This is a genomic window from Sphingomonas qomolangmaensis (genome assembly GCF_024496245.1).
GTDB lineage: Bacteria > Pseudomonadota > Alphaproteobacteria > Sphingomonadales > Sphingomonadaceae > Sphingomonas > Sphingomonas qomolangmaensis.
On the sequence record NZ_CP101740.1, the window covers coordinates 1,051,349 to 1,071,618 of the forward strand.

The 20,270-nt window shown below is 68.9% G+C and carries 21 protein-coding genes and 1 pseudogene; 14 read left to right on the forward strand and 8 right to left on the reverse strand.

The genetic code is table 11. The features are described 5' to 3' along the window. Positions 1 to 36: 36 nt before the first annotated feature. Entirely contained in the window at positions 37 to 441 is a 405-nt protein-coding gene (locus NMP03_RS04985; protein ID WP_256507419.1) for a hypothetical protein, read from the reverse strand. A 106-nt stretch (positions 442 to 547) separates the two neighbouring features. On the opposite strand from NMP03_RS04985, the gene NMP03_RS04990 reads away from it, so the two are divergent. The 3 genes from NMP03_RS04990 to trpC are packed head-to-tail and all read left to right on the forward strand — an operon-like array spanning position 548 to position 2,990. Continuing rightward, positions 548 to 1,228 carry an anthranilate synthase component II gene (locus NMP03_RS04990; protein ID WP_256507420.1) on the forward strand — a complete coding sequence of 227 codons (681 nt, stop codon included), beginning with the start codon at positions 548 to 550 and terminating at the stop codon, positions 1,226 to 1,228. Positions 1,229 to 1,230: 2 nt separating this feature from the next. Continuing rightward, positions 1,231 to 2,211, forward strand: coding sequence for an anthranilate phosphoribosyltransferase (trpD, locus tag NMP03_RS04995; RefSeq protein ID WP_256507421.1), 981 nt, complete (start codon positions 1,231 to 1,233; stop codon positions 2,209 to 2,211). Then, positions 2,208 to 2,990 carry an indole-3-glycerol phosphate synthase TrpC gene (gene trpC, locus NMP03_RS05000; RefSeq protein ID WP_256507422.1) on the forward strand — a complete coding sequence of 261 codons (783 nt, stop codon included), beginning with the start codon at positions 2,208 to 2,210 and terminating at the stop codon, positions 2,988 to 2,990. The genes trpD and trpC overlap by 4 nt, the downstream gene beginning before the upstream one ends. A 42-nt stretch (positions 2,991 to 3,032) precedes the next feature. Here trpC and NMP03_RS05005 read toward each other — a convergent pair whose 3' ends face one another. Next, positions 3,033 to 3,920 carry an MBL fold metallo-hydrolase gene (locus tag NMP03_RS05005; RefSeq protein WP_256507423.1) on the reverse strand — a complete coding sequence of 296 codons (888 nt, stop codon included), beginning with the start codon at positions 3,918 to 3,920 and terminating at the stop codon, positions 3,033 to 3,035. A 70-nt stretch (positions 3,921 to 3,990) separates the two neighbouring features. Between NMP03_RS05005 and NMP03_RS05010 the strand changes: the two genes are divergently transcribed. The 6 genes from NMP03_RS05010 to lexA all read left to right on the forward strand — a co-directional run bounded on the left by NMP03_RS05010 (position 3,991) and on the right by lexA (position 8,135). Beyond that, positions 3,991 to 4,305 (forward strand): ArsR/SmtB family transcription factor, encoded by a 315-nt coding sequence (locus NMP03_RS05010; RefSeq protein ID WP_256507424.1) that lies wholly within the window; start codon positions 3,991 to 3,993, stop codon positions 4,303 to 4,305. Between the two features lie 4 nt (positions 4,306 to 4,309). Then, positions 4,310 to 4,828, forward strand: coding sequence for a rhodanese family protein (locus NMP03_RS05015; RefSeq protein ID WP_256507425.1), 519 nt, complete (start codon positions 4,310 to 4,312; stop codon positions 4,826 to 4,828). A gap of 5 nt (positions 4,829 to 4,833) precedes the next feature. Beyond that, positions 4,834 to 5,613, forward strand: coding sequence for a sulfite exporter TauE/SafE family protein (locus tag NMP03_RS05020; protein ID WP_256507426.1), 780 nt, complete (start codon positions 4,834 to 4,836; stop codon positions 5,611 to 5,613). A gap of 84 nt (positions 5,614 to 5,697) precedes the next feature. Continuing rightward, entirely contained in the window at positions 5,698 to 6,189 is a 492-nt protein-coding gene (gene moaC, locus NMP03_RS05025) for a cyclic pyranopterin monophosphate synthase MoaC (RefSeq protein WP_256507427.1), read from the forward strand. Continuing rightward, entirely contained in the window at positions 6,186 to 7,358 is a 1,173-nt protein-coding gene (locus tag NMP03_RS05030) for a molybdopterin molybdotransferase MoeA (protein WP_256507428.1), read from the forward strand. The genes moaC and NMP03_RS05030 overlap by 4 nt, the downstream gene beginning before the upstream one ends. A 66-nt stretch (positions 7,359 to 7,424) precedes the next feature. Next, positions 7,425 to 8,135, forward strand: a complete 711-nt coding sequence (gene lexA, locus NMP03_RS05035; protein WP_256507429.1) for a transcriptional repressor LexA — start codon at positions 7,425 to 7,427, stop codon at positions 8,133 to 8,135. 601 nt (positions 8,136 to 8,736) lie between these two features. Here lexA and NMP03_RS05040 read toward each other — a convergent pair. Further along, positions 8,737 to 10,290, reverse strand: a pseudogene (locus NMP03_RS05040) (ComEC/Rec2 family competence protein); the annotation flags it as partial. Here NMP03_RS05040 and gltX point away from each other — a divergent pair. Genes gltX through NMP03_RS05055 form a run of 3 tightly spaced genes read left to right on the forward strand, consistent with a single transcriptional unit; the run spans position 10,259 to position 13,288 of the window. Continuing rightward, positions 10,259 to 11,779 carry a glutamate--tRNA ligase gene (gene gltX / locus NMP03_RS05045; protein ID WP_256507430.1) on the forward strand — a complete coding sequence of 507 codons (1,521 nt, stop codon included), beginning with the start codon at positions 10,259 to 10,261 and terminating at the stop codon, positions 11,777 to 11,779. The pseudogene NMP03_RS05040 and the gene gltX sit on opposite strands and share 32 nt — an antisense overlap. Positions 11,780 to 11,826: 47 nt before the next feature. Further along, positions 11,827 to 13,086, forward strand: coding sequence for a citrate synthase (locus NMP03_RS05050; protein WP_406698422.1), 1,260 nt, complete (start codon positions 11,827 to 11,829; stop codon positions 13,084 to 13,086). Between the two features lie 4 nt (positions 13,087 to 13,090). After that, positions 13,091 to 13,288: a hypothetical protein gene (locus tag NMP03_RS05055; RefSeq protein ID WP_256507431.1), complete on the forward strand. Its 198-nt coding sequence runs from the start codon at positions 13,091 to 13,093 to the stop codon at positions 13,286 to 13,288. Positions 13,289 to 13,300: 12 nt separating this feature from the next. Here the strand turns inward: NMP03_RS05055 and NMP03_RS05060 are convergent, their stop codons facing one another. Genes NMP03_RS05060 through NMP03_RS05075 form a run of 4 tightly spaced genes read right to left on the reverse strand, consistent with a single transcriptional unit; the run spans position 13,301 to position 18,032 of the window. Continuing rightward, on the reverse strand, positions 13,301 to 14,665 hold the full coding sequence (locus NMP03_RS05060; RefSeq protein ID WP_256507432.1) for a sensor histidine kinase: 1,365 nt from the start codon (positions 14,663 to 14,665) through the stop codon (positions 13,301 to 13,303). Beyond that, positions 14,662 to 15,729 carry a hypothetical protein gene (locus NMP03_RS05065; RefSeq protein ID WP_256507433.1) on the reverse strand — a complete coding sequence of 356 codons (1,068 nt, stop codon included), beginning with the start codon at positions 15,727 to 15,729 and terminating at the stop codon, positions 14,662 to 14,664. The genes NMP03_RS05060 and NMP03_RS05065 overlap by 4 nt, the downstream gene beginning before the upstream one ends. 36 nt (positions 15,730 to 15,765) lie before the next feature. Beyond that, positions 15,766 to 16,941 (reverse strand): hypothetical protein, encoded by a 1,176-nt coding sequence (locus NMP03_RS05070; protein WP_256507434.1) that lies wholly within the window; start codon positions 16,939 to 16,941, stop codon positions 15,766 to 15,768. Further along, positions 16,938 to 18,032, reverse strand: coding sequence for an anhydro-N-acetylmuramic acid kinase (locus tag NMP03_RS05075; protein WP_256508016.1), 1,095 nt, complete (start codon positions 18,030 to 18,032; stop codon positions 16,938 to 16,940). Before NMP03_RS05075 ends, NMP03_RS05070 begins: the two co-directional genes overlap by 4 nt. Before the next feature lie 145 nt (positions 18,033 to 18,177). Here NMP03_RS05075 and tyrS point away from each other — a divergent pair, with 145 nt between their 5' ends. Together tyrS and NMP03_RS05085 are read left to right on the forward strand one after the other, a co-directional pair. After that, positions 18,178 to 19,410, forward strand: coding sequence for a tyrosine--tRNA ligase (gene tyrS, locus NMP03_RS05080; protein ID WP_256507435.1), 1,233 nt, complete (start codon positions 18,178 to 18,180; stop codon positions 19,408 to 19,410). A gap of 103 nt (positions 19,411 to 19,513) precedes the next feature. Next, positions 19,514 to 19,825 (forward strand): PilZ domain-containing protein, encoded by a 312-nt coding sequence (locus NMP03_RS05085; protein WP_256507436.1) that lies wholly within the window; start codon positions 19,514 to 19,516, stop codon positions 19,823 to 19,825. Positions 19,826 to 19,828: 3 nt separating this feature from the next. On the opposite strand, the gene NMP03_RS05090 is transcribed toward NMP03_RS05085, so the two are convergent. Then, on the reverse strand, positions 19,829 to 20,269 hold the full coding sequence (locus tag NMP03_RS05090) for a DMT family transporter (protein ID WP_256507437.1): 441 nt from the start codon (positions 20,267 to 20,269) through the stop codon (positions 19,829 to 19,831). Between the last annotated feature and the right edge of the window lies 1 nt (position 20,270).

Consider the following 20,270-nt stretch of genomic DNA (forward strand, 5'->3'; position numbering starts at 1 on the left):
CTGGGTTCCGGCTTTCGCCGGAATGACCGAAAGCCGTCAAGGCACCAAATTATCGCGCCGCCGCTGATCACGCTGCTGCGCGCGCCAATTGTCCATGAACTGCGCGTTGCACCCGGTCTGCCCGCCGGTACCCACCGGCGAACAGCTATCGGGCAGCCCCGCGCGATTGTCCTGCATCATCTGCTCGGCGCGCACCGCCCATGCGGTGTTCGCGGGGTTCGCCGGACGCTCGCGGAATTCCTCGGGGATGCGATAGACCTCACCCGGATCGATCCGCCCGCACACCACGATCTCGTCGCCCACGGCGGGCGGGCATTTCTCGTCGCCCACCAGCTGGACGTTGCGCACGCGCTGCGGCGGCCGGCCGGGCTCGCGCGCGTCCTGTGCGAGCGCGGGCAGCGGGGCCACGATCACGGCGGCAAGCAACATCCAGCGATTCATCGATATCTCCATATGGCCCCAACGACCTTCGCGCGGCCAAGGTTGCCGATAGCTGAACGAAAGCCCACCGATTGCGCCGCCGGGCAATCGCGCTAAGTGGGCATCCATGATCCTCGTCATCGACAATTACGACAGCTTCACCTGGAACCTCGTCCATTATCTGATGGAGCTGGGGGTCGAGGTCCGCGTCGAGCGCAACGACGCGCTGACCGCGCGCGAGGCGATCGCCACCAACGCACAGGCGTTCCTGATCTCGCCTGGCCCCTGCACCCCCAACGAGGCCGGCATCAGCCTGGAATTGGTCGCCGCCTGCGCCGACCTCGGCAAGCCCTTGCTTGGCGTGTGCCTGGGCCACCAGGCGATCGGCCAGCATTTCGGCGGCAAGGTGGTGCGCGGCGGGCTGATGCACGGCAAGACCTGCCCGGTCGAGCATGACGGCACGGGCATGTTCGCCGGGCTCCCCTCCCCCTTCACCGCGACGCGCTATCATTCGCTGATCGTCACCGACGCGCCGCCCGAGCTGCTGGTCAACGCCACCGCCGCCGATTCGAGCGTGATGGGCTTCCGCCATGCGACGCTGCCGATCCACGGAGTCCAGTTCCATCCCGAAAGCATCGCCACCGAACACGGCCACGCGATGCTCGCGAACTTCCTGCGCGAAGCGGGGCTGCTTTCTTCTTCCCCCCTCCCGCTCGCGGGAGGGGTCGGGGGTGGGACTTCTTCACTGCCCGGCCGCTCGCCGACACCCCCTCCCCTAACCCCTCCCGCAAGCGGGAGAGGGATGTGAGCATGCTCCCCGATCCCCGCCCCCCTCTGTCGCACGAGTCCGCTGCGCAGGCCTTTGCCGCCATCCTCGACGCCAGCGTCGGCGAACCCGAAATCGAATCTTTCCTCATCGGTCTCAGCGAACGCGGCGAAACCAGCATCGAGATCGCCGAGGCGGCGCGCGCGCTGCGCGAACGGATGATCCCCGTCACCGCCCCCGACGGCGCGATCGACGTCTGCGGCACCGGCGGCGATGGCCACCACACGCTCAACGTCTCGACCGCGGTCGCGCTCGTCGTCGCGGCGTGCGGCGTTCCCGTCGCCAAGCACGGCAACCGTGCCGCCTCGTCGAAGGCAGGCGCTGCCGACACGCTCGAAGCGCTCGGTCTCGACCTCGACCGCGCCACCGCCAGCGCGCAGGCGACGCTCGACGAGCTCGGCATTGCCTTCCTCTTCGCCGCCAACCACCACCCCGCGCTCAAGCGGCTCGCCCCCGTCCGCCGCCGGATCGCGCGCCGCACGATCTTCAACCTGATGGGCCCGCTCGCCAACCCAGCGCGCGTCGAGCGTCAGCTCATCGGCATCGCGCGCCCCGATTACGTGCCGGTCTATGCCGGCGCGCTCGACCTGCTCGGCATCGAGGCCGCCGCGGTCGTCGCTGGCGAGGAATCGCTCGATGAACTCTCCTGCGCCGGTCCCAGCATCGTCGCCAATGTCGGCAGCGCCGCGCTGCCCGAGCGGATCGCCCCCGAAGACGCCGGCCTCACCCGCCACCCGCTCGCCAGCATCCGCGGCGGCGAGGCCCCCGAAAACGCCGAAGCGCTGCGCGCGCTGCTCGCCGGCACCCCCGGCGCCTATCGCGACGCGGTGTTGCTCAACGCCGCCGCCGCGCTGATGCTCGCAGGCACCGTCGACAGCCTGCCCGACGGCGCCGCGCGCGCCGCCGAAGCGATCGACAGCGCGCGCGCCGCCGCCCTCCTCACCCGCTGGATCGACCGCGTATGACCATGCTCGACGATATTCTTGCCGCCAAGCGGATCGACGTCGCCGCGCGCCGCACCCGTGCGAGCATCGCCGATCTCGACGCGCGCGCCGCCACCCAGACCGCGCCGCGCGGCTTCCGCGCCGCGCTCGACGCCAAGGCCGCCCATGGCTATGCGCTGATCGCCGAGATCAAGAAGGCCAGCCCGTCCAAGGGCCTCATCCGTCCCGATTTCGACCCGCCTGCGCACGCCCGCGCCTATGCCGCGGGCGGTGCGGCGTGCCTGTCGGTGCTCACCGACGAACCCGGCTTCCAGGGGCATGACGATTATCTGATCGCCGCGCGCCAGGCGTGCGACCTGCCGGTGCTACGCAAGGATTTCATGGTCGATCCCTGGCAGATCGCCGAATCGCGCGCGCTCGGCGCCGACGCAATCCTCATCATCGTCGCTGCGCTCGACGACGGCGCGATGGCCGAGATCGAGGCGGCGGCGATCGAGCGCGGGATGGACGTGCTGGTCGAGGTCCACGACGCCGAAGAAATGGCGCGCGCGCTGCGGCTAAAGTCGCAGCTGATCGGGGTGAACAATCGCAACCTCAAGGACTTCAGCGTCGATTTTCAGCGCACCTACGAACTCGTCCACTCGGCGCCGGCGGGCTACACCTTCGTCGCCGAAAGCGGCCTCACCACGCGCGCCGACCTCGACGCGATGGCGGCCGAAGGGATACGCTGCTTCCTGATCGGCGAAGCGCTGATGCGCCAAGCCGACGTCGAAGCGGCGACGCGCGCGATGGTGGGGTAAGGCTCGCCGCGCCAGCCACCAACGCTCCAGCCCCCCACCGCGTTAGCCCTTGGGCTGGTCGCCGGCATCGCGCCATTTCACGGGTATCTTGAGATAGGTCACGCCGTTCGCGGTCGCCTCGGCAAAATGCCCCGCGCGGATATTGACCTGGATCGACGGCAGCAACAGCTTGGGCACCGCCAGCCCCGCGTCGCGATTCTCGCGCATCGCGACAAAGGCTTCCTCGCTCACCCCGTCGTGCACGTGCACGCTCGACCGGCGCTGCTCGCCCACCGTCGTTTCCCAGCGATACTCCTCGCGCCCCGGCGCCTTGTAGTCATGGCACAGGAACAGCCGGGTCTCGTCGGGCAAGGCCAGCAGCCGCCGGATCGAGCGATAGAGCGTGCGCGCGTCGCCGCCCGGAAAATCCGCCCGCGCGGTCCCATAGTCGGGCATGAACAGCGTATCGCCGACGAACGCGGCATCGCCGATCACATACGCCACGTCGGCGGGGGTGTGGCCGGGGACATGCAGCACCTCGACCATGAGTTCGCCGATCGCGAAGCGGTCGCCATCCTCGTAGAGACGATCGAAGTCCGACCCGTCGGTCTTCAAATCGGTCATCGCGAAAACCGGGCGGAAGATGCGCTGGACGTCGCGGATATGCGCGCCGATCCCGATCGGTGCCCCGGTATGCGCCTTGATGAAGGGTGCCGCCGACAGATGATCGGCATGCGCATGCGTCTCGAGCACCATTTCGATCCGCCAGCCATGCTCGGCCGCGAAGGCCAGGATCCGCTTCGCCGAGCGCGTGTCGGCGATGCCGCTGGCGACGTCGAAGTCGAGCACCGGGTCGATGACCGCGGCGGCATGGGTGGCGGGATCGCCGACCAGATAGCTGATCGTGTTGGTCGGCGCGTCGAAAAATGCCTCGATAAAGGGCTTGCTCATGATCGTCTCCATTGCTGCTTGACGATATATGCCGCAGCACTACATTAGCAATACCTAATGGAGTGAAACGATGTTGAAGCCGCCGCTCGACCTGGCCGCGTTCGAAACCAAGGCCGCCGAAGTCGCCGACACGCTCAAGGCGATCGGCAACGCGCGGCGATTGATGCTGTTGTGCAAGCTCGTCGAACATGGCGAAGTGACCGTGAGCGACCTCGCGCGCGACGTCGGCCTGTCGCAATCGGCGTGTTCGCAACACCTCGCCAAGATGCGCGATGAAGGGCTGATCGCCTTCCGGCGCGAAAGCCAGACGCTCTGGTATCGCATCGCCGATCCGCGCGTCGAAACGCTGCTCGCCACCCTCTACCAGCTATATTGCAAGGACTGATCCGATGCCGATCAAGACGCTTTCCCCCGCCGACGCCCGCGCCGCCATCGATTCGGGTGCGCGGCTCGTCGACATCCGCAATGCCGACGAACATGCGCGGTTGCGCATTCCCGGCGCGATCCACCTGCCGCTGGCCCGCGTCGGCGACCTGCCCCGAGGGCCCCAGCCTGTCGTCTTCCATTGCCGCTCGGGCGCGCGCACATCGGGCAACGCGGCATTGCTGGCACATGCAGCGGGCGACGCCCCCGCCTTCGTCCTCGATGGCGGGATCGATGCCTGGCGCGGCGGCGGGCATCCGGTCATCGCCGATCGCTCGCAGCCGATCGAGATCATGCGCCAGGTCCAAATCACCGCGGGCGCGCTGGTGCTGACCGGGGTGCTGCTCGGCCTCTATGTCGCACCCGGCTTCTTCGCGCTGGCGGCGTTCGTCGGCGCGGGACTGACCTTCGCCGGCGCCACCGGCTGGTGCGGCATGGCCCGCCTCCTCGGCGTCATGCCGTGGAACCGGCGCGCGGTCGGGTAGCCGTCATGGATATCGGCACCATCGTCGCCGCGCTGGGATCGGGCGTATTGATCGGCCTGATCCTGGGGGTGGTCGGCGGCGGGGGGTCGATCCTGGCGGTGCCGTTGCTGGTCTATGGGGTCGGGATCGGGTCGGCGCATGCCGCGATCGGCACCGCCGCCGTCGCCGTCGCGGTCAACGCCTTTGCCAGCACCGTCGGCCATGCCCGCGCCGGCCGGGTCAAATGGCGCTGCGCAGGGGTATTTGCCGCATCGGGGATGATTGGCGCGGCGATCGGTGCCGAAATCGGCAAGGCGATCGACGGCCAGCGATTGCTCGCGTTGTTCGGCGTGCTGATGATCGGCGTCGGGCTGTCGATGCTGCGCAAGCGGCGCACGCTCGAGGCCCCGAACGTCCGGCTGACCCGCGACAGCGCCGCGACGCTGCTGCCCAGGCTGATCCCGATCGGCCTCACCGTCGGCCTCGCCGCGGGCTTTTTCGGCATCGGCGGCGGCTTCCTGATCGTCCCCGGGCTGATCCTTGCCACCGCGATGCCGCTGCCCTACGCGATCGGCACGTCGCTCGTCGTCATCACCGCGCTGGGGCTGACGACCGCGACCTCCTATATCGTATCGGGGCTGGTCGATTGGCCTGTCACCGCGTTGCTGGTTGCCGGCGGCGTGGTCGGCACCGCGATCGGGATGCTGCTGGCGCGCCCGCTAGCCACGCGCAAGAACCTGCTCGAGCGCGGCTTTGCCGGCATGGTCATCGCGGTGGGCGCCTATGTGGTGGCGACCTCGATCTAGGCCGCGCTTGGCCGACGGACCGCGCGACGGCCCGATGGCGCCGCGCCCCTACCCCGCTCCCCCGAACCCCGCTACCCCAGCGCCATGCCCAACCTCACCCATCTCGATTCGGCGGGCGCCGCGCGCATGGTCGATGTCGGCGACAAGGCGACGACGCAGCGCACCGCGATCGCCAGCGGTCACATCACGATGTCGCCAGCTGCCGCCGCCGCGATCCGCCAGGGCGCGGTCGCCAAGGGCGATGTGCTCGCGGTCGCGCGCGTCGCGGGGATCATGGCGGCCAAGCGCACCAGCGACCTCATCCCCCTGTGCCACCCGCTGCCGCTGTCGAAGGCCGAGATCGCGCTCGACATCGCGCACGATCGCGTCACCGCGACCGCCACCGTCTCGACTGCTGGCCAGACCGGAGTAGAGATGGAGGCGCTCACCGCCGCCTCGGTCGCGCTGCTGACGATCTACGACATGGCCAAGGCGCTCGACAAGGCGATGACGATCGGCGGCGTCCGGCTGCTCGAAAAGCGCGGCGGCAAATCGGGCGACTGGCACGCGCCCGCCCCTGGCGACCCGGCCCGATGATCTCGCTCGACGAGGCGCTCGCCCGGCTTTGCGCGCTCGCCCCAGCGATCCCCGCCGAAACCGTACCGCTGGCGCAGGCCGCGGGCCGCTGGCTCGCCGAGCCGATCGCCGCCAAGCGAACGCAGCCGATGCGCGACCTGTCGGCGATGGACGGCTATGCGCTTCGCTTCGCCGACCTCCCCGGCCCGATCGCGGTGGTCGGCGAAAGCGCCGCCGGGCGCGGCTTTGCCGGCAGCATCGGCCCCGGCGAGGCGGTGCGGATCTTCACCGGCGCGCCGCTTCCCGCGGGCGCCGACACCATCCTGGTCCAAGAAGAGGCCGCGCGCGACGGCGATGTGCTGACGCTCGACGGCGGAGGCCCCGGCAGCGTCGGCCGCCACATCCGCCGCGCCGGGCTCGACTTCAGCACCGGCGAAGCGCTGCTCGCGGCGGGCGACCGGCTTACCCCGCCGGCGCTCGCGCTCGCGGCGATCGCGGGGTATGCCGAGCTTCCCGTCCGCCGCACGATCCGCGTCGCGATCGCCGCCACCGGCGATGAACTCGTCCCCCCCGGCCAGCCCGTGCCCCCCGATGGCCTGCCCGAATCGAACTCGATCCTCGTCGCCGCGATGCTTGCGGGCTTGCCCGTCAGCATCGAACAGCTCGGCATCCTCCCCGATGATCGCGCCGCGATCGAGGCCGCCTTCACCCGCGTCGATGCCGATCTGCTGATCACCACCGGCGGCGCCTCGGTCGGCGACCACGACCTCGTCCGTCCCGCGCTAGAAGCGGCGGGCGGCCAAATCGATTTCTGGCGGATCGCGATGCGGCCGGGCAAGCCGATGCTCGCAGGCAGGCTGCGCGACACGCTTGTCATCGGCTTGCCGGGCAATCCGGTCGCGGCGTTCGTCACCACGCTTCGCTTCGTGAAGCCGCTGGTGGTGGCGATGGCCGGGGGCACGCTGCCGCTCGCCACGCGCCATTTGCCGCTCGCCGGCCCGCTCCCCGCCAACGATCACCGCGCCGATCACCTGCGCGCCACGATCCAGGGGGGAATCGTCTATTCGGCCGGGCGGCAGGACAGTTCGATGCTCCGCACGCTCGCCCACAGCGACTGTATGATCCTGCGCGCGCCGCACGCCCCCGCCGCTCTGGCGGGCGACTCGGTGGAAGTCCTGATGATCGGTTAAGGCAAGCTTGACTTGATCGAAGCTGTTGCCTACACGTTCCACGTCTGTTCCCGACGGAGAACGCTGATGCTGACGCGCAAGCAACATGACCTGATCTGCTTCATCGCCGATCGCCTGAACGAGACCGGGGTTTCGCCGTCGTTCGAGGAGATGAAGGAGGCGCTCGACCTCAAATCGAAGTCGGGGGTCCACCGCCTGATCTCGGCCTTGGAGGAGCGCCAATTCCTGCGCCGCCTGCCCAATCGTGCCCGCGCGCTCGAAGTCCTGCGCATGCCGGAGCGACCCGTCGCCGCGCGCGGAAAGGCCGATTCTACGGGGGACGTAGTGTCGCTTTTGTTGCCTTCCGCGCCACCGGCGCCCTCGCGCGCAGCCAGCCCCGCGCCGCGCGCCGCCAATGACGTGATCGAAATTCCGCTCCACGGCCGCATCGCCGCGGGTCTGCCGATCGAGGCGATGGAAAGCGCGCAGATGCTCCCCGTCCCGGCGGCCTTGCTCGGTGCGGGCGAACATTATGCGCTCGAAGTGTCGGGCGATTCGATGGTCGAGGCGGGGATTCTCGACGGCGACTATGCGCTGATCCGCCGCCAGGAAGTCGCGCGCGACGGCGAGATCGTCGTGGCTTTGGTCGACGAACACGAAGCGACGCTCAAATATTTCCGCCGCGAAGGCGCGATGGTCCGGCTCGATCCGGCGAACCGCTCCTACGATCCGCAGCGCTATCGCCCCGATCAGGTCCGCGTCCAGGGGAAGCTCGCCGGGCTGCTCCGCCGCTATTGAAGCTGCGCGGCGGCTGCACCGTTTGGGGCAGCCGCCACGGGTGGTCGCTTGGCCGGCCGGCAACGGTACGGACCTCCCCACCCTTCAGCATGATCGCCACCCCGCCGGTTTGCGCCAGCATCGGACGGTCGAGCTTGAGCCACCGCGGGGTACAGGTACGCGGCAAGCGCCGCTCGCTGATCACGATGTCGGCGGCGCGGCACAGCGCGACGAAGTCGGCGATCGGGACTAGATAACCGCTGCGGGTCGCGAGGATGGTCCAGTTCCGACCTTCGGCGGGTAGCCGAACTAGGCACAGGTCACTGCTGCAGCGCGCCCTTGGATCGTCGCTAAGCGCCGACAATTCGGCGTCGGTCCCGCCGGTCTCGCCGAGCACCCCGCGGACATAATCCCCCGCCCGATCGCGCAGCAGCGCCATCCCCCCGTCGCCGGTCCGAACCGCCACATGCCGCCCGTCGCCGGTGACGATCAAATCGGGTGCCGGCGTCGCCACCGCCCACCCCACGCCGATCGCGAGCGGCACCGCGCCCAGCCACCGCCACCGCGTCCGCCACAACGCCACCCAGATCCCGCCCGCCACCATAAGCGCGAACGCCGCACGCGGCATCGAAGGCAACGCCTTCACCGCCCCCGGCGCATCGGCGGTGGTGTGGGCGATCCACAGCAGCGCCCAAAGTCCCCGCTCGGCCAGCCACCAGAATGGCGCCCCCAGCCCCGCCGCATCAAACACCAAAGCCGCCGCCTCGAGCGGCATCACGACGAAGGTCGTCAGCGGGATCGCGACGATATTGGCGAGCGCGCCGTACAACCCCGCCTTGTGGAAATGGAACAACCCGATCGGCATCAAGGCGAACTCGACCACCATGCCGGTCAGCAGCAGCGACGCCAGTCCGCGCAGCAGCCTCGCCCCCCGGCTCTCCTCGCGCTTCAGGAACCAGCCGCGCACCACCCGGTGTTCGTGCAACGCCACGATCGCGGTCACTGCGGCGAAGCTCAGCTGGAAGCTCGCCGACATCAGCGCCTCGGGCCACAGCAGCAGGACGATCGTCGCTCCCGCCGCGACCAGCCGCAGCGTCACCGCCTCGCGCCCCATCGCCAGCGCCGCCAGCACCAGCAGCGCCGCGATGCACGACCGCACCGTCGGCACCTCGGCACCGGTCAGCCAGGTATAGAACACCGCTACCGCCGCCGCGGCGCCGGCCGCGACGATCGGCAACCGCCACCGCAGCGCCAGCACCGGGCTGAGCGCCAGCAGCTTGAGCACCAGCAGCATCGTCGCACCGACCACCGCGGTAACGTGCAACCCGCTGACCGACAGCAGATGCGCCAGCCCCGATCGCCGCAGCGCCTCGTCATCGGCCTCGTCGATCGCGCCGCGATCCCCCGTCGCCAGCGCCGCGGCGATGCCGCCCGCGCTCCCCTCGATCCGTGCCTGGATATGCCGCGTCAGCCGCTCGCGCAGTCCCGCCCCCGGCACCTCGCCCGCCGCAACCACCGCGATCGGCGCGAACGCCCGGCCCGTCGCGCCGAGTTCGCCGAACCACGCCACCCGTTGGAAGTCATACGCCCCCGGCACCGCCGCCGCACCCGGCGGCATCAACCGCGCCCGCAGCGACACCACCGCCCCGCGCCCCACGTTCTGCGGCAAATCAGGCTCGGCGACGTTCACCCGCACCACCGGCGGCAGGCCCTGTACTGCAGCGTCCACCACCGCCAGCCGCAGGCGAACGATCTCCCTCGCCGGCATCGGCTCGACCCGCTCGATTCTCCCGCTGAACGCCACCACCACGGGTCTTGAAAGCACCGGTGCAGCGACTCGCTCGGCCCGCGACCACACCAGGCCGCACCCCGCCGCCATCGCGCAGCCGGCGACCAGCATCGCTCGGCTCGCCCGCCCGCCCCGGGCAACGCTCACCCCCGCCAACGCCAGCGCCCCGCACGCAGAGAGGAACGCGCCCCACCGCGCCATGTCGGGCAACAGGAACCACCCCGCGATGCCGATCCCCAGCATCACCGGCAGCCACAGCACCAATTGATCGCGCTCGGCCTCGAGCCACCGCTCGATCACCGACTCCGCCCTTGAAATGCGCGGCCCCGGCGCGATTTGAAGCGAGCCGACACGCATGCTAGGGGCGGTCGCGGCACGTGAAGCCATCGTTTTTCAAGTCTGGGAGCAACCGCGCGTGGGCGCAACACCCGATATCCGCCAAGCCCCCGAGCACGCTGCCGTGGTCACCCGTTTCGCCCCGTCACCGACTGGATTTCTCCACATCGGCGGCGCGCGAACCGCGTTGTTCAACTGGCTGTTCGCCCGCCATCACGGCGGCAAGTTCCTGCTGCGGATCGAAGATACCGACCGCGCGCGCTCGACCCAGCCCGCGATCGACGCGATCCTCGACGGCATGCGCTGGCTCGGGCTCGATTGGGACGATGACGAGGTTTATCAGTTCGCCCGCGCCGATCGCCACGCCGCGGTGGCGCGCCAGTTGCTGGCGGCCGGCCACGCCTATCGCTGCTACGCAACCTCGGAAGAACTGACCGCATTGCGCGAGGAACAGCGCGCCGCAGGCAAGCCGATGCGCTACGACGGCCGCTGGCGCGACCGTGATGCGGCCGACGCGCCCGAGGGCGTGCCCTTCGTCGTCCGGCTCAAGGCGCCGACCGAAGGCGCGGTGACGATCGAGGACCGCGTCCAGGGATCGGTGACGGTCAACAATGCCGAGCTCGACGATTTCGTGCTGCTGCGGTCGGACGGCACCCCCACCTATATGCTCGCGGTGGTGGTCGACGATCACGACATGGGCGTCACTCACGTCATCCGCGGCGACGATCACCTCAACAACGCCTTCCGCCAGCTCGCGCTGATCCGCGCGATGGACGCGGTTGAGGGTGGCTGGCCCGACCCGATCTATGCGCATATCCCGCTGATCCACGGTTCGGACGGTGCGAAGCTCTCGAAGCGCCACGGTGCGCTGGGGGTCGACACCTATCGCGACGAGATGGGGGTGCTTTCCGAAGCGCTGTCGAACTATCTGCTGCGGCTCGGCTGGGGCCATGGCGACGACGAGATCATCAGCCGCGAGCAGGCGACCGAATGGTTCGATTTGGGCGGGGTGGGCAAATCGCCTTCGCGCTTCGACCAGAAGAAGCTCGAGAATCTCAACGGCCTGTATATTCGCGCCGCCAGCGACGAGCGGCTGGTCGAACTGACCGCGCCGCGGCTGCCGTTCGAGGCATCGGATGCCGATCGCGCGTTGCTGACCCGCGCGATGCATGCGCTGAAACCGCGCGCCGCCAGCCTCAACGAACTTGCCGACGCCGCAACCTTCCTGTTTGCCAAGCGTCCCTTATCACTCGACGAAGCAGCCGCCGCGCTGCTCGATGCCAAGGGCAGCCAGCTGCTCGGGGCACTGCATACCAGGCTTGACGCGCTTCCCTCCTGGGATACGGAAGCGCTCGAAGCGGCGGTACGCGAGGTCGCCGAAGCCGAGGGCGTGAAACTGGGCGCAGTGGCACAGCCGCTGCGCGCCGCGCTCACCGGCCGTAAGACCTCGCCCGGTATCTTCGACGTGCTCGTCCTGATCGGGCGCGACGAAAGTCTGGGGCGTATCGCCGATCAGCTGGCCGTATCGGCCGATCAATGACCATGAATGAAAAGGATACCGCGATGAGCGATGCCGCCAGCCAGACGATGACGATCGGGGAAAAGCAATATCCCGTGCGCCAGGGTAGTGTCGGGCCGGACGTCATCGATATCCGCAAATATTACGCGCAGACCGGGATGTTCACCTACGACCCCGGCTTCACCTCGACCGCCAGCTGCGATTCGGCGCTGACCTATATCGATGGCGACGAAGGCGTGCTGCTGCACCGCGGCTATCCGATCGGCCAGCTCGCCGAACAGTCGACCTTCATGGAAGTCGCGCACTTGTTGCTGAACGGCGAACTGCCCTCGGCCGACGAGCTCGAAAAGTTCAGCTACACGATCACCCGCCACACGATGCTCCACGAGCAGCTGGCGCAATTCTATCGCGGGTTCCGGCGCGATGCGCATCCGATGGCGATCATGTGCGGCATCGTCGGCGCGCTGTCGGCCTTCTACCACGATTCGACAGACATCGCCGATCCGCACCAGCGGATGGTCGCCAGCCACCGGCTGATCGCCAAGATGCCGACGATCGCCGCGATGGCGTATAAATATTCGGTCGGGCAGCCCTTCCTCTATCCCGACAATTCGCTGAGCTACACCGGCAACTTCCTGCGCATGACCTTCGGCGTACCCGCCGAGCCCTATGAGGTGAACCCCGTCGTCGAGCGCGCGCTAGACCGCATCTTCATCCTCCATGCCGATCACGAACAGAACGCATCGACCTCGACCGTCCGGCTCGCCGGTTCGTCGGGCGCCAACCCGTTCGCGTGCATCGCCGCGGGCATCGCCTGCCTGTGGGGTCCGGCGCATGGCGGCGCCAACGAAGCCGCGCTCAACATGCTGCGCGAGATCGGTACCCCCGACAAGATTCCCGAATATATCGCACGCGCCAAGGACAAGAACGATCCGTTCCGCCTGATGGGCTTCGGTCACCGCGTGTACAAGAACTACGATCCGCGCGCGACGGTGATGCAGAAGACGGTGCGCGAAGTGTTCGAATCGCTCGGCGTCAACGATCCGGTGTTCGAAACCGCGCTGCAGCTCGAGGAAATCGCGCTGAAGGACGATTATTTCGTCGAGAAGAAGCTGTTCCCCAACGTCGATTTCTATTCGGGCGTGATCCTGTCGGCGATCGGTTTCCCGACGACGATGTTCACCGCGCTGTTCGCGCTCGCCCGCACCGTCGGCTGGGTCGCGCAATGGAACGAGATGATCTCGGACCCCGAGCAGAAGATCGGTCGCCCGCGCCAGCTGTACACCGGGCCGGCGCAGCGCGACTATGTTCCCGTCGACAAGCGCTGAGCCGATGCGGCGCCGGCGTATCCTGATGATCGTCGGCGTCGCGATGGCGCTGATGGGGATGTTGTGGATCGGTCAGGGGCTCGGCATCGTCCGCTGGCCGGCCTCGAGCTTCATGGTTGATCAGCGACCCTGGGTGCTCAACGGCTCGATCCTGGCGGTGCTGGGACTGGTACTCGTCTTGGTCGCCCGCCGCCTCCGCTGAACGCTCGCGGGCTTAGTCGCCCGCCGGCAGCGCCAGCGTGAACCGAGCGCCTTGTCCAGGCGCGCTTTCGACCGAAAGCTCGCCCCCCATCGCCCGCGCCAGCCGCCGCGCGATATACAGTCCCAGCCCGGTGCCGCCGGGTTCGTTGGGATCGACCCGGCCGAACTTTTCGAAGATGCGGTGATGGTCGCCGTTGGCGATCCCCTTGCCCTGATCGGCCACGGTCACGCGCGCCTGGCTGCCCACCTTCTCGAGCGCGATCGACACGGTGCCGCCGGGCGGCGAATAGCGCACGGCATTGCCGACCAGATTGACCAGGATCTGCAGCGCGCGCCGGAACTCGCCGCGCGCCGCCAGCGTGTCGGCAAAATCGGGGCGGTCGATCCGCACATCGGCGTTCGCCGCGCGTACCGACAACAGGCCGCCGGCGCGGCGGGCGACGTCGGCGAGGTCGATCGGCTCGACCTCGACCCGGAAATCGGCGCGCTCGATCGCTTGCAGGTCGACCAGATCGTCGACCAACCCCATCAGATGCCGCGCGGCGCTGGCGATATCCTGCGCATATTCGACATATTCGGGTTTCACCGGCCCATCGGCCTGCGCCCCGATGCTGTCGGCGTGCGCGACGATCCGCGTCAGCGGCATCCGCAGCGCGCGTTCGAGCCGCTCGCTGAAGGTGTCGGGAAAGGCGGGGGCGCCTTCGTCGATCGCGGGTTCGGCATCGGCGATCGGCATGACGAGGCGGCCCGCGCCGGTAAACCCGGCGAAGCGCCCCGCCGGGTCGAGCCGCGCGCTTGCCGACAGTCGTACCCGCCGTCCGTTGGTGCGGATCGTCGCCAGCTGGTCGACGAACCCCGTGCTGGCCGCCGCCGCGGCGAGGATGGCAACGGTGCTGTCGCTCTCATCGTCGAGGACCAGAAAGCGGGTGATCGGTTTGCCCAGCAGCGCGTCTGCATCGAAGGTCGAATCATCGCCCGACAGCGCGGTAAGGCACATCGCGGCGTCGCTTTCCCAGCGAAAATCCGCATCGGCCTCGTCGAACGCGGCGGTCGCCGCAGCGCCGGTCGATGGCGGTTGCGGCTCGCGCAGCCGCCATCCGCTCACCTGGAGCAATGTCGCCTCGTCGTCGGGCGTGGCACGTACCCACAAATCGAGATCGTCGTCGCCATCGGCGACGATCGCGGGGCGCGCCAAGGCGATGCCGAGCCGCCGCGCCAGCCGCGCGACCGTCGCCACCGCGGGCAGCGCCAGGGGTGCGCCGATCGCGCCCCCCGCCTGCGCGTTGAGCTGCGCCAATCGTGGATCGGCAGCGACCAACCGCCCATGCTCGTCGAGCCGCGCAAGCGCGAGCGCCGGACGCGTGTCGAAGACGTTCATGATCCCAGCGCCGCCAGCGCGTCGCGATAGTCGCGGGGCAGCTTCAATGGCGCGAGCGCTGCCAGCGCATCCTGGGGAGCCACCGCCGCGAGCGGATCGAGCAGATCGGCGAACGCCTCGATATCCCGGCGCGGGTCGGCCTCGCTGAGCATATAGCCGATCCGCGCAATCGCGGGGCGCGGCAGCGCCAGCGCGCGCAGCACCAGCCACAGCCGGACATCGCCCGGCTGCACGACGATCGTTCGCACATCTTCGAACGCAATCCGCAATCCGTTCGCGATCAGCGCCACGAACAGCGCGACGCGGCGCTTGCCCAGCGCCTGTTCGAGCAGGATGGGCAGGTCGGGCTCGGGGGCGTCGATCGCATTCGCCAGCCGAATTGCGGCGGCTTCGAGCCGGATGCCCTCGTCGTGCGCCGCGAGGCTGCGCAGTCCAGCGTCGGCAAGCGCGCGGTGAGTCGCTGCGTCGCCTTTGCCAGTTGCAGCGATCGCCGCGGAGGTTGCCCATACCGTTCGGACGTGCAGCTCGGCCGACAGATCGGTAGCGTAGGGCGGCTGATCTACCGGGGTACGCCGCCGGCTTTCGGCCGCCAGCAGGGCCGCCGCGCGTTGGGCGACGACCCGATCGGCGTGATCGATATGGCGCACCGGCTCGCCCGATTCGCCATCGGCCAGACGCTCGGTGAGCAGGTCCATCGCCACCCGGTCGAGCAATTCGCGTGCGACATCGGCTTGGGCCAGCAGATGCGACTGGACCCGTGCAAGGAGGCCTTCGACGGCGATATCGGCAATCGCTTCGGCGGCCTCGGTTTCTCCGCGGTCGGTCAACAGCCGGATCGCATGGCCGTGAAGGTCGCCGCCGATGGTACCGATCATCGTGCGCAGCAGCGTAGCCAGCGCAATCCGCGTTCGATCGTCGAGGCGCGCCGCTTCGGGGGCGAGGAAATCGCGAGCCGCCGCGATCCCCGTCGCGCGCGCGCGGGTATCGTGCGCTGCCGCCTGGGCGAGCAGCACATCGGCGGGAACCGGCTCCCTCTCGCGCATATCGAATTGGTAAGGCGCCATCGACCCTCGCTTAGCCGCAATGTCGTTAAAGCTAGCCTAAGCCTTTTTCCGCAATATTTCGACAGCAGCAGAAAGCGTTGCCAACGCATAGAGCGCCGCCAGCGCCAACCCGGCCGCAGCGAACCCCGCAAGGACGAACGGAAGCAGCACCAGCAGATAGGCCGAGGGGCTGCCCCACCATAGCGGCCCGCGGATCGCGGTCCGTTCGGCGATCGCCACCGCTGCGAACAGCCCGAGCGCCAGCACCGATGCGGTGGCGTTGCCGTCGTCCCAGCTGGTGGCGAGCCCAGTCAGCAATGCGCCGGTGCCCGCTGCCGCGGCAATCGCGATCTCCTGCACTCGGGCGCGCTGATCGTCGCCGCGCAGCCAGCTCAGCAGCGAGCCCGTCGACAGCAGCGCGATCGCCACGACGATCGCGACCAGTCCCGCGGCGACATGGCGGTACAGCATCGCGGCCACGCCGCCGGCGGCGAACAGCGCTGCGCCCGCGATCACCGCCCACACCGGCACCCCCCGCGCCACCATCTGCGGCAGCGCCAGCCGCGAGATCGGCGTGAAGACGAAGCGGTCGGGCCAGTCGACCCGGCTGTTCGCCAGCGCCGCGAGCACCGCATTGCTGCGGCTGGCGAGCTGGTCGGGGTGGCGAACGACGCCGTGCCCCGCGCGCTTCGCCGAGCCCGGCAGCATCAGTTGCGCCGCGCCGCCCTGCACGCTCACGCGCAGCAGCCCCGATTGAAAGTCATAGTCGCGCGGCATCTCGGCGATTTCCGCAAGCCGGGCGCTGGTGAGCGAGGCGAGCCCCGCCCAGACATGATCGGCGTCGACTCGCTCGACCGCCGCCGGGGTCGCCGAATCGGTGGTCACCATCAGCGTGTCGGGCTGCGCCGCGGCGATCGCGCGCACCGCGAGTTCGGTGGTCACCAGCGAATCGGCGATCACGACGATGCTGGCGAGCGGATGCGCGCGCGCCGCGGCTTCCTCGGCCGAGCGGACGATGTCGACCGCGACGCCGCGCCGGGTGATCCGGTTGACCGCGCCGAGCAGCGCGGGGGTCACGCGCGCCACTGCGACCATCATGTGCGACGCCCCCGCCGCGATCAGCAGCCGCGCCTGGTATTCGAGCAAGGTCATGCCGCCGAACGGCAGCGTCGCCGCCAGCGCCTCGGGGCGGTCGTCGGCGGGTTCGGTGGCGAAGATCAGGCCGGCGATCATGCAGCAGCCGCCCGGTGCAGCGTCCCGCCGGTCAGCGGCGCGGCCACGCCGGTGGTGCCCGGATAGCTGATCGGCAGGCGGCGGAGCGACCGCACCGCCATATAGGCGAATCCCTCGGCCTCGACCGCGTCGCCGTCCCAGCCCAGGCTATCGGTCGCCTCGGGGGTGAGTCCGGTCCGCTTCGCGATCATCGCCAGCATCGTCGGGTTGCGCCGCCCACCGCCCGCCACCAGCAGGCGGAGCGGGCGTGCTGGCAGATGGCGCAGCGCGTCGGCCACCGTCTGCGCGGTAAACGCCGTCAGCGTCGCCGCGCCGTCTTCGAGCGACAGCCCGCGCGCCGGCTGGATCGTGAAATCGTTGCGATCGAGCGACTTGGGTGGCGGCGCGTCGAAATAGGGATGATCGAGCATGTTGGTCAGCACGATCTCGTCGACCCGCCCCGCCGACGCCAGTGCCCCGTCGGTGTCGAAGCGAAGCCCACGCTCGGCCTCGACCCACGAGTCGATAAGCCCGTTGGCGGGCCCGGTGTCGAACGCGATCAGCGTGTCGGCCTGCCCGATGAAGGTGATGTTGCCCACCCCGCCCAGATTGAGCACCGCGATCGGCCGTGCGAGATCGCCCGCCAGCGCACGATGATAGACCGGGAGCAGCGGCGCCCCCTGCCCCCCCGCGGCGACATCGGCACCGCGCAGGTCGCCGACCACGTCGATGCCGGTAACCGCGGCGAGCGCCGCGCCATCGCCCAGCTGCCAGGTCCAGCCACGATCGGGGCGATGCGCGATCGTCTGGCCGTGAAAGCCGATGACGCCGATCTCTTCGCGAGCAATCCCGGTCTTCGAAAGCAACGCCTCGACCGCAGCGGCGTGGCGCGTCGTCAGCAGTCGCTCGGCGGCGGCGATCGCCTGATGCTCGCCGGGCGTGGCCATCGCGAGCGCGACCTCGGTCGCCGCCGCCAGCAGCGCGCGGTCGGAATCGTCATAATCGCTACCGACGAACCCCAGCGCGCGCACAAAGCCTTCGCCATCGGTCTCGATCAGCGCGGCATCGATCCCGTCGAGCGACGTGCCCGACATCAGTCCGATCGCCAGCATGCGCGTGTTGTCCGTCATCGCCCACCCCTATCGCGGCCAGTCGCGCGAAGTCGAGAGCGTTCCGCTTGTCGCTCCACTCCCTGGACAAGGTAGGGGAGGAACCCCGGCTTCGCACATCGCCGAAACATGCTATCGGGCACCCGCTATGACCCAATTCGCCTCCGACCTGCTCCGCACTTTGGCCGACCGCGGCTATATCCATCAGCAGACCGACGCCGCCGCGCTCGATGCGCTGGCATGCCGCCAGGTGGTACCCGGCTATATCGGCTTCGATCCCACCGCGCCGTCGCTGCATGTCGGCAGCCTGGTGCAGATCATGATGCTGCGCCGGTTGCAGCAGGCTGGGCACAAGCCGATCGTCCTGATGGGCGGCGGCACCGGCAAGATCGGCGATCCCAGCTTCAAGGACGAAGCGCGCCGGCTGCTCACGCCTGACACGCTGGCCAGCAACATCGCCTCGATCAAGACGGTGTTCGAACGATTTCTTGTGTTTGGCGACGGCCCGACCGACGCGCTGATGCTCGACAACGCCGAATGGCTCGACGCGCTCGAATACATCCCGTTCCTGCGCGACATCGGCCAGCATTTCTCTGTCAACCGGATGCTGAGCTTCGATTCGGTCAAGCTGCGGCTCGATCGCGAACAATCGCTGAGCTTCCTCGAATTCAACTACATGATCCTGCAGGCATACGACTTCCTCGAACTGTCGCGCCGCGCCGAATGCCGGCTGCAGATGGGCGGATCGGACCAATGGGGCAACATCGTCAACGGCGTCGAACTCGCGCGCCGCGTCGATTCGACCGAGGTGTACGGGCTCACCACGCCGCTGATCACCACCGCCGATGGCGGCAAGATGGGGAAGACGATGGCGGGGGCGGTGTGGCTCAACCCCGAACAGCTTTCGGCCTATGACTATTGGCAGTTCTGGCGGAATACCGACGACCGCGACGTTGGCCGCTTCCTGCGGCTGTTCACCGATCTGCCGCTCGACGAGATCGCGCGGCTCGAGGCGCTCGGCGGTGCCGAGATCAACGAAGCCAAGAAGCTGCTCGCCAACGAAGCCACCGCCTTGTGCCGCGGGACCGACGCCGCGATCGAAGCCGCCGAGACCGCACGGCGGACCTTCGAAGAGGGCAGCGCGGGCGACGCGCTGCCTACCCATGCTCTCGCCGAGCCGACGATCGGCATCGTCGATGCGATGGTCGCATTGGGGCTCGCGGCGTCGAAGGGCGAGGCGCGACGGCTGATCAAGGGCGGCGGCGCGCGCGTCGATGGCGTCAAGGTCGAGGACGAAGCGCTGGTGGTGTCGATCGGCGAGGCGCCGGTCCGCGTGTCGGCGGGCAAGAAGCATCACGGGCTGCTGGTGCGCAAGGACTAGGCTAACCCCCGGTTAAGTACCTCTATTGCCATGCGGTTCATGCGTGGCGAGCTAGGTGTATGTACCCGGCGATACGGCGCCGGACTGTACCCAGGGGGCGTGTGTGAGCAGTGCCGTATCCTATGCCGACCAGCGCGAAGTCGAACGCGACCTGGTCGATTATCGCGCGCGCGGCTTCGGTCCCGATGCGCGCCCGCTGTCGCTGCAGATCGTCAACATTTCGCCGCACGGGATGATGGCGCGGCTCGAGACCAACTATGTCGCGGGACAGCGCATTCGCGTGACGCTGCCGGTGATCGGGGTGATGGTGGCCGAGATACGCTGGGCATTGGGCGGGCGGATAGGCTGCAGCTTCGACGTCGCGATCGATCGCGCATCCTATTATGAGCTGCTCGCGACGATGCTCAAGCGCTGAACCTCAGCCGCGGCGCACGAGCACCACGCCGACCAGCACGAACACGACCCCGGCGACGCGCGCAAGGCTTACCGGCGCGCGATCGAGCCCGAACAGCCCGAACTGGTCGAGCACCAATGCGGCGACCAGCTGGCTGGCGATCATGATCGTCAGCATCGATGCGAGCCCCAGCCGCGGCGCGGCGAAGGCCGCGGCGGCGACGAAATAGGCGCCGTACAGCCCGCCCAATAGCATCCACGGCTTGGCGCTCCGTACGTTCGCCAGCGGGGTCCGGTCGGCGGCCAGCCAGATCGCGAACAGGATCGCAGTGCCGATCGCGAACGACAGCAATGCGGCGACGAGCACCGAGCCGACGCTGCGCCCAAGCGCGGCATTGGTCGGCGGCTGTACCGCTAGGCCGATGCCGCCAAGCAATGCAGCCAGGATTGGAATGAGATTGCCCATG

What these genes read in the sequence shown, in the direction of transcription:
- NMP03_RS04985 (WP_256507419.1), bottom strand. Translation starts at nt 441, where the DNA reads ATGAATCGCTGGATGTTGCTTGCCGCCGTGATCGTGGCCCCGCTGCCC.
- NMP03_RS04990 (WP_256507420.1), top strand. Translation starts at nt 548, where the DNA reads ATGATCCTCGTCATCGACAATTACGACAGCTTCACCTGGAACCTCGTC.
- trpD (WP_256507421.1), top strand. Translation starts at nt 1,231, where the DNA reads ATGCTCCCCGATCCCCGCCCCCCTCTGTCGCACGAGTCCGCTGCGCAG.
- trpC (WP_256507422.1), top strand. Translation starts at nt 2,208, where the DNA reads ATGACCATGCTCGACGATATTCTTGCCGCCAAGCGGATCGACGTCGCC.
- NMP03_RS05005 (WP_256507423.1), bottom strand. Translation starts at nt 3,920, where the DNA reads ATGAGCAAGCCCTTTATCGAGGCATTTTTCGACGCGCCGACCAACACG.
- NMP03_RS05010 (WP_256507424.1), top strand. Translation starts at nt 3,991, where the DNA reads ATGTTGAAGCCGCCGCTCGACCTGGCCGCGTTCGAAACCAAGGCCGCC.
- NMP03_RS05015 (WP_256507425.1), top strand. Translation starts at nt 4,310, where the DNA reads ATGCCGATCAAGACGCTTTCCCCCGCCGACGCCCGCGCCGCCATCGAT.
- NMP03_RS05020 (WP_256507426.1), top strand. Translation starts at nt 4,834, where the DNA reads ATGGATATCGGCACCATCGTCGCCGCGCTGGGATCGGGCGTATTGATC.
- moaC (WP_256507427.1), top strand. Translation starts at nt 5,698, where the DNA reads ATGCCCAACCTCACCCATCTCGATTCGGCGGGCGCCGCGCGCATGGTC.
- NMP03_RS05030 (WP_256507428.1), top strand. Translation starts at nt 6,186, where the DNA reads ATGATCTCGCTCGACGAGGCGCTCGCCCGGCTTTGCGCGCTCGCCCCA.
- lexA (WP_256507429.1), top strand. Translation starts at nt 7,425, where the DNA reads ATGCTGACGCGCAAGCAACATGACCTGATCTGCTTCATCGCCGATCGC.
- gltX (WP_256507430.1), top strand. Translation starts at nt 10,259, where the DNA reads ATGCTAGGGGCGGTCGCGGCACGTGAAGCCATCGTTTTTCAAGTCTGG.
- NMP03_RS05050 (WP_406698422.1), top strand. Translation starts at nt 11,827, where the DNA reads ATGACGATCGGGGAAAAGCAATATCCCGTGCGCCAGGGTAGTGTCGGG.
- NMP03_RS05055 (WP_256507431.1), top strand. Translation starts at nt 13,091, where the DNA reads ATGCGGCGCCGGCGTATCCTGATGATCGTCGGCGTCGCGATGGCGCTG.
- NMP03_RS05060 (WP_256507432.1), bottom strand. Translation starts at nt 14,665, where the DNA reads ATGAACGTCTTCGACACGCGTCCGGCGCTCGCGCTTGCGCGGCTCGAC.
- NMP03_RS05065 (WP_256507433.1), bottom strand. Translation starts at nt 15,729, where the DNA reads ATGGCGCCTTACCAATTCGATATGCGCGAGAGGGAGCCGGTTCCCGCC.
- NMP03_RS05070 (WP_256507434.1), bottom strand. Translation starts at nt 16,941, where the DNA reads ATGATCGCCGGCCTGATCTTCGCCACCGAACCCGCCGACGACCGCCCC.
- NMP03_RS05075 (WP_256508016.1), bottom strand. Translation starts at nt 18,032, where the DNA reads ATGCTGGCGATCGGACTGATGTCGGGCACGTCGCTCGACGGGATCGAT.
- tyrS (WP_256507435.1), top strand. Translation starts at nt 18,178, where the DNA reads ATGACCCAATTCGCCTCCGACCTGCTCCGCACTTTGGCCGACCGCGGC.
- NMP03_RS05090 (WP_256507437.1), bottom strand. Translation starts at nt 20,269, where the DNA reads ATGGGCAATCTCATTCCAATCCTGGCTGCATTGCTTGGCGGCATCGGC.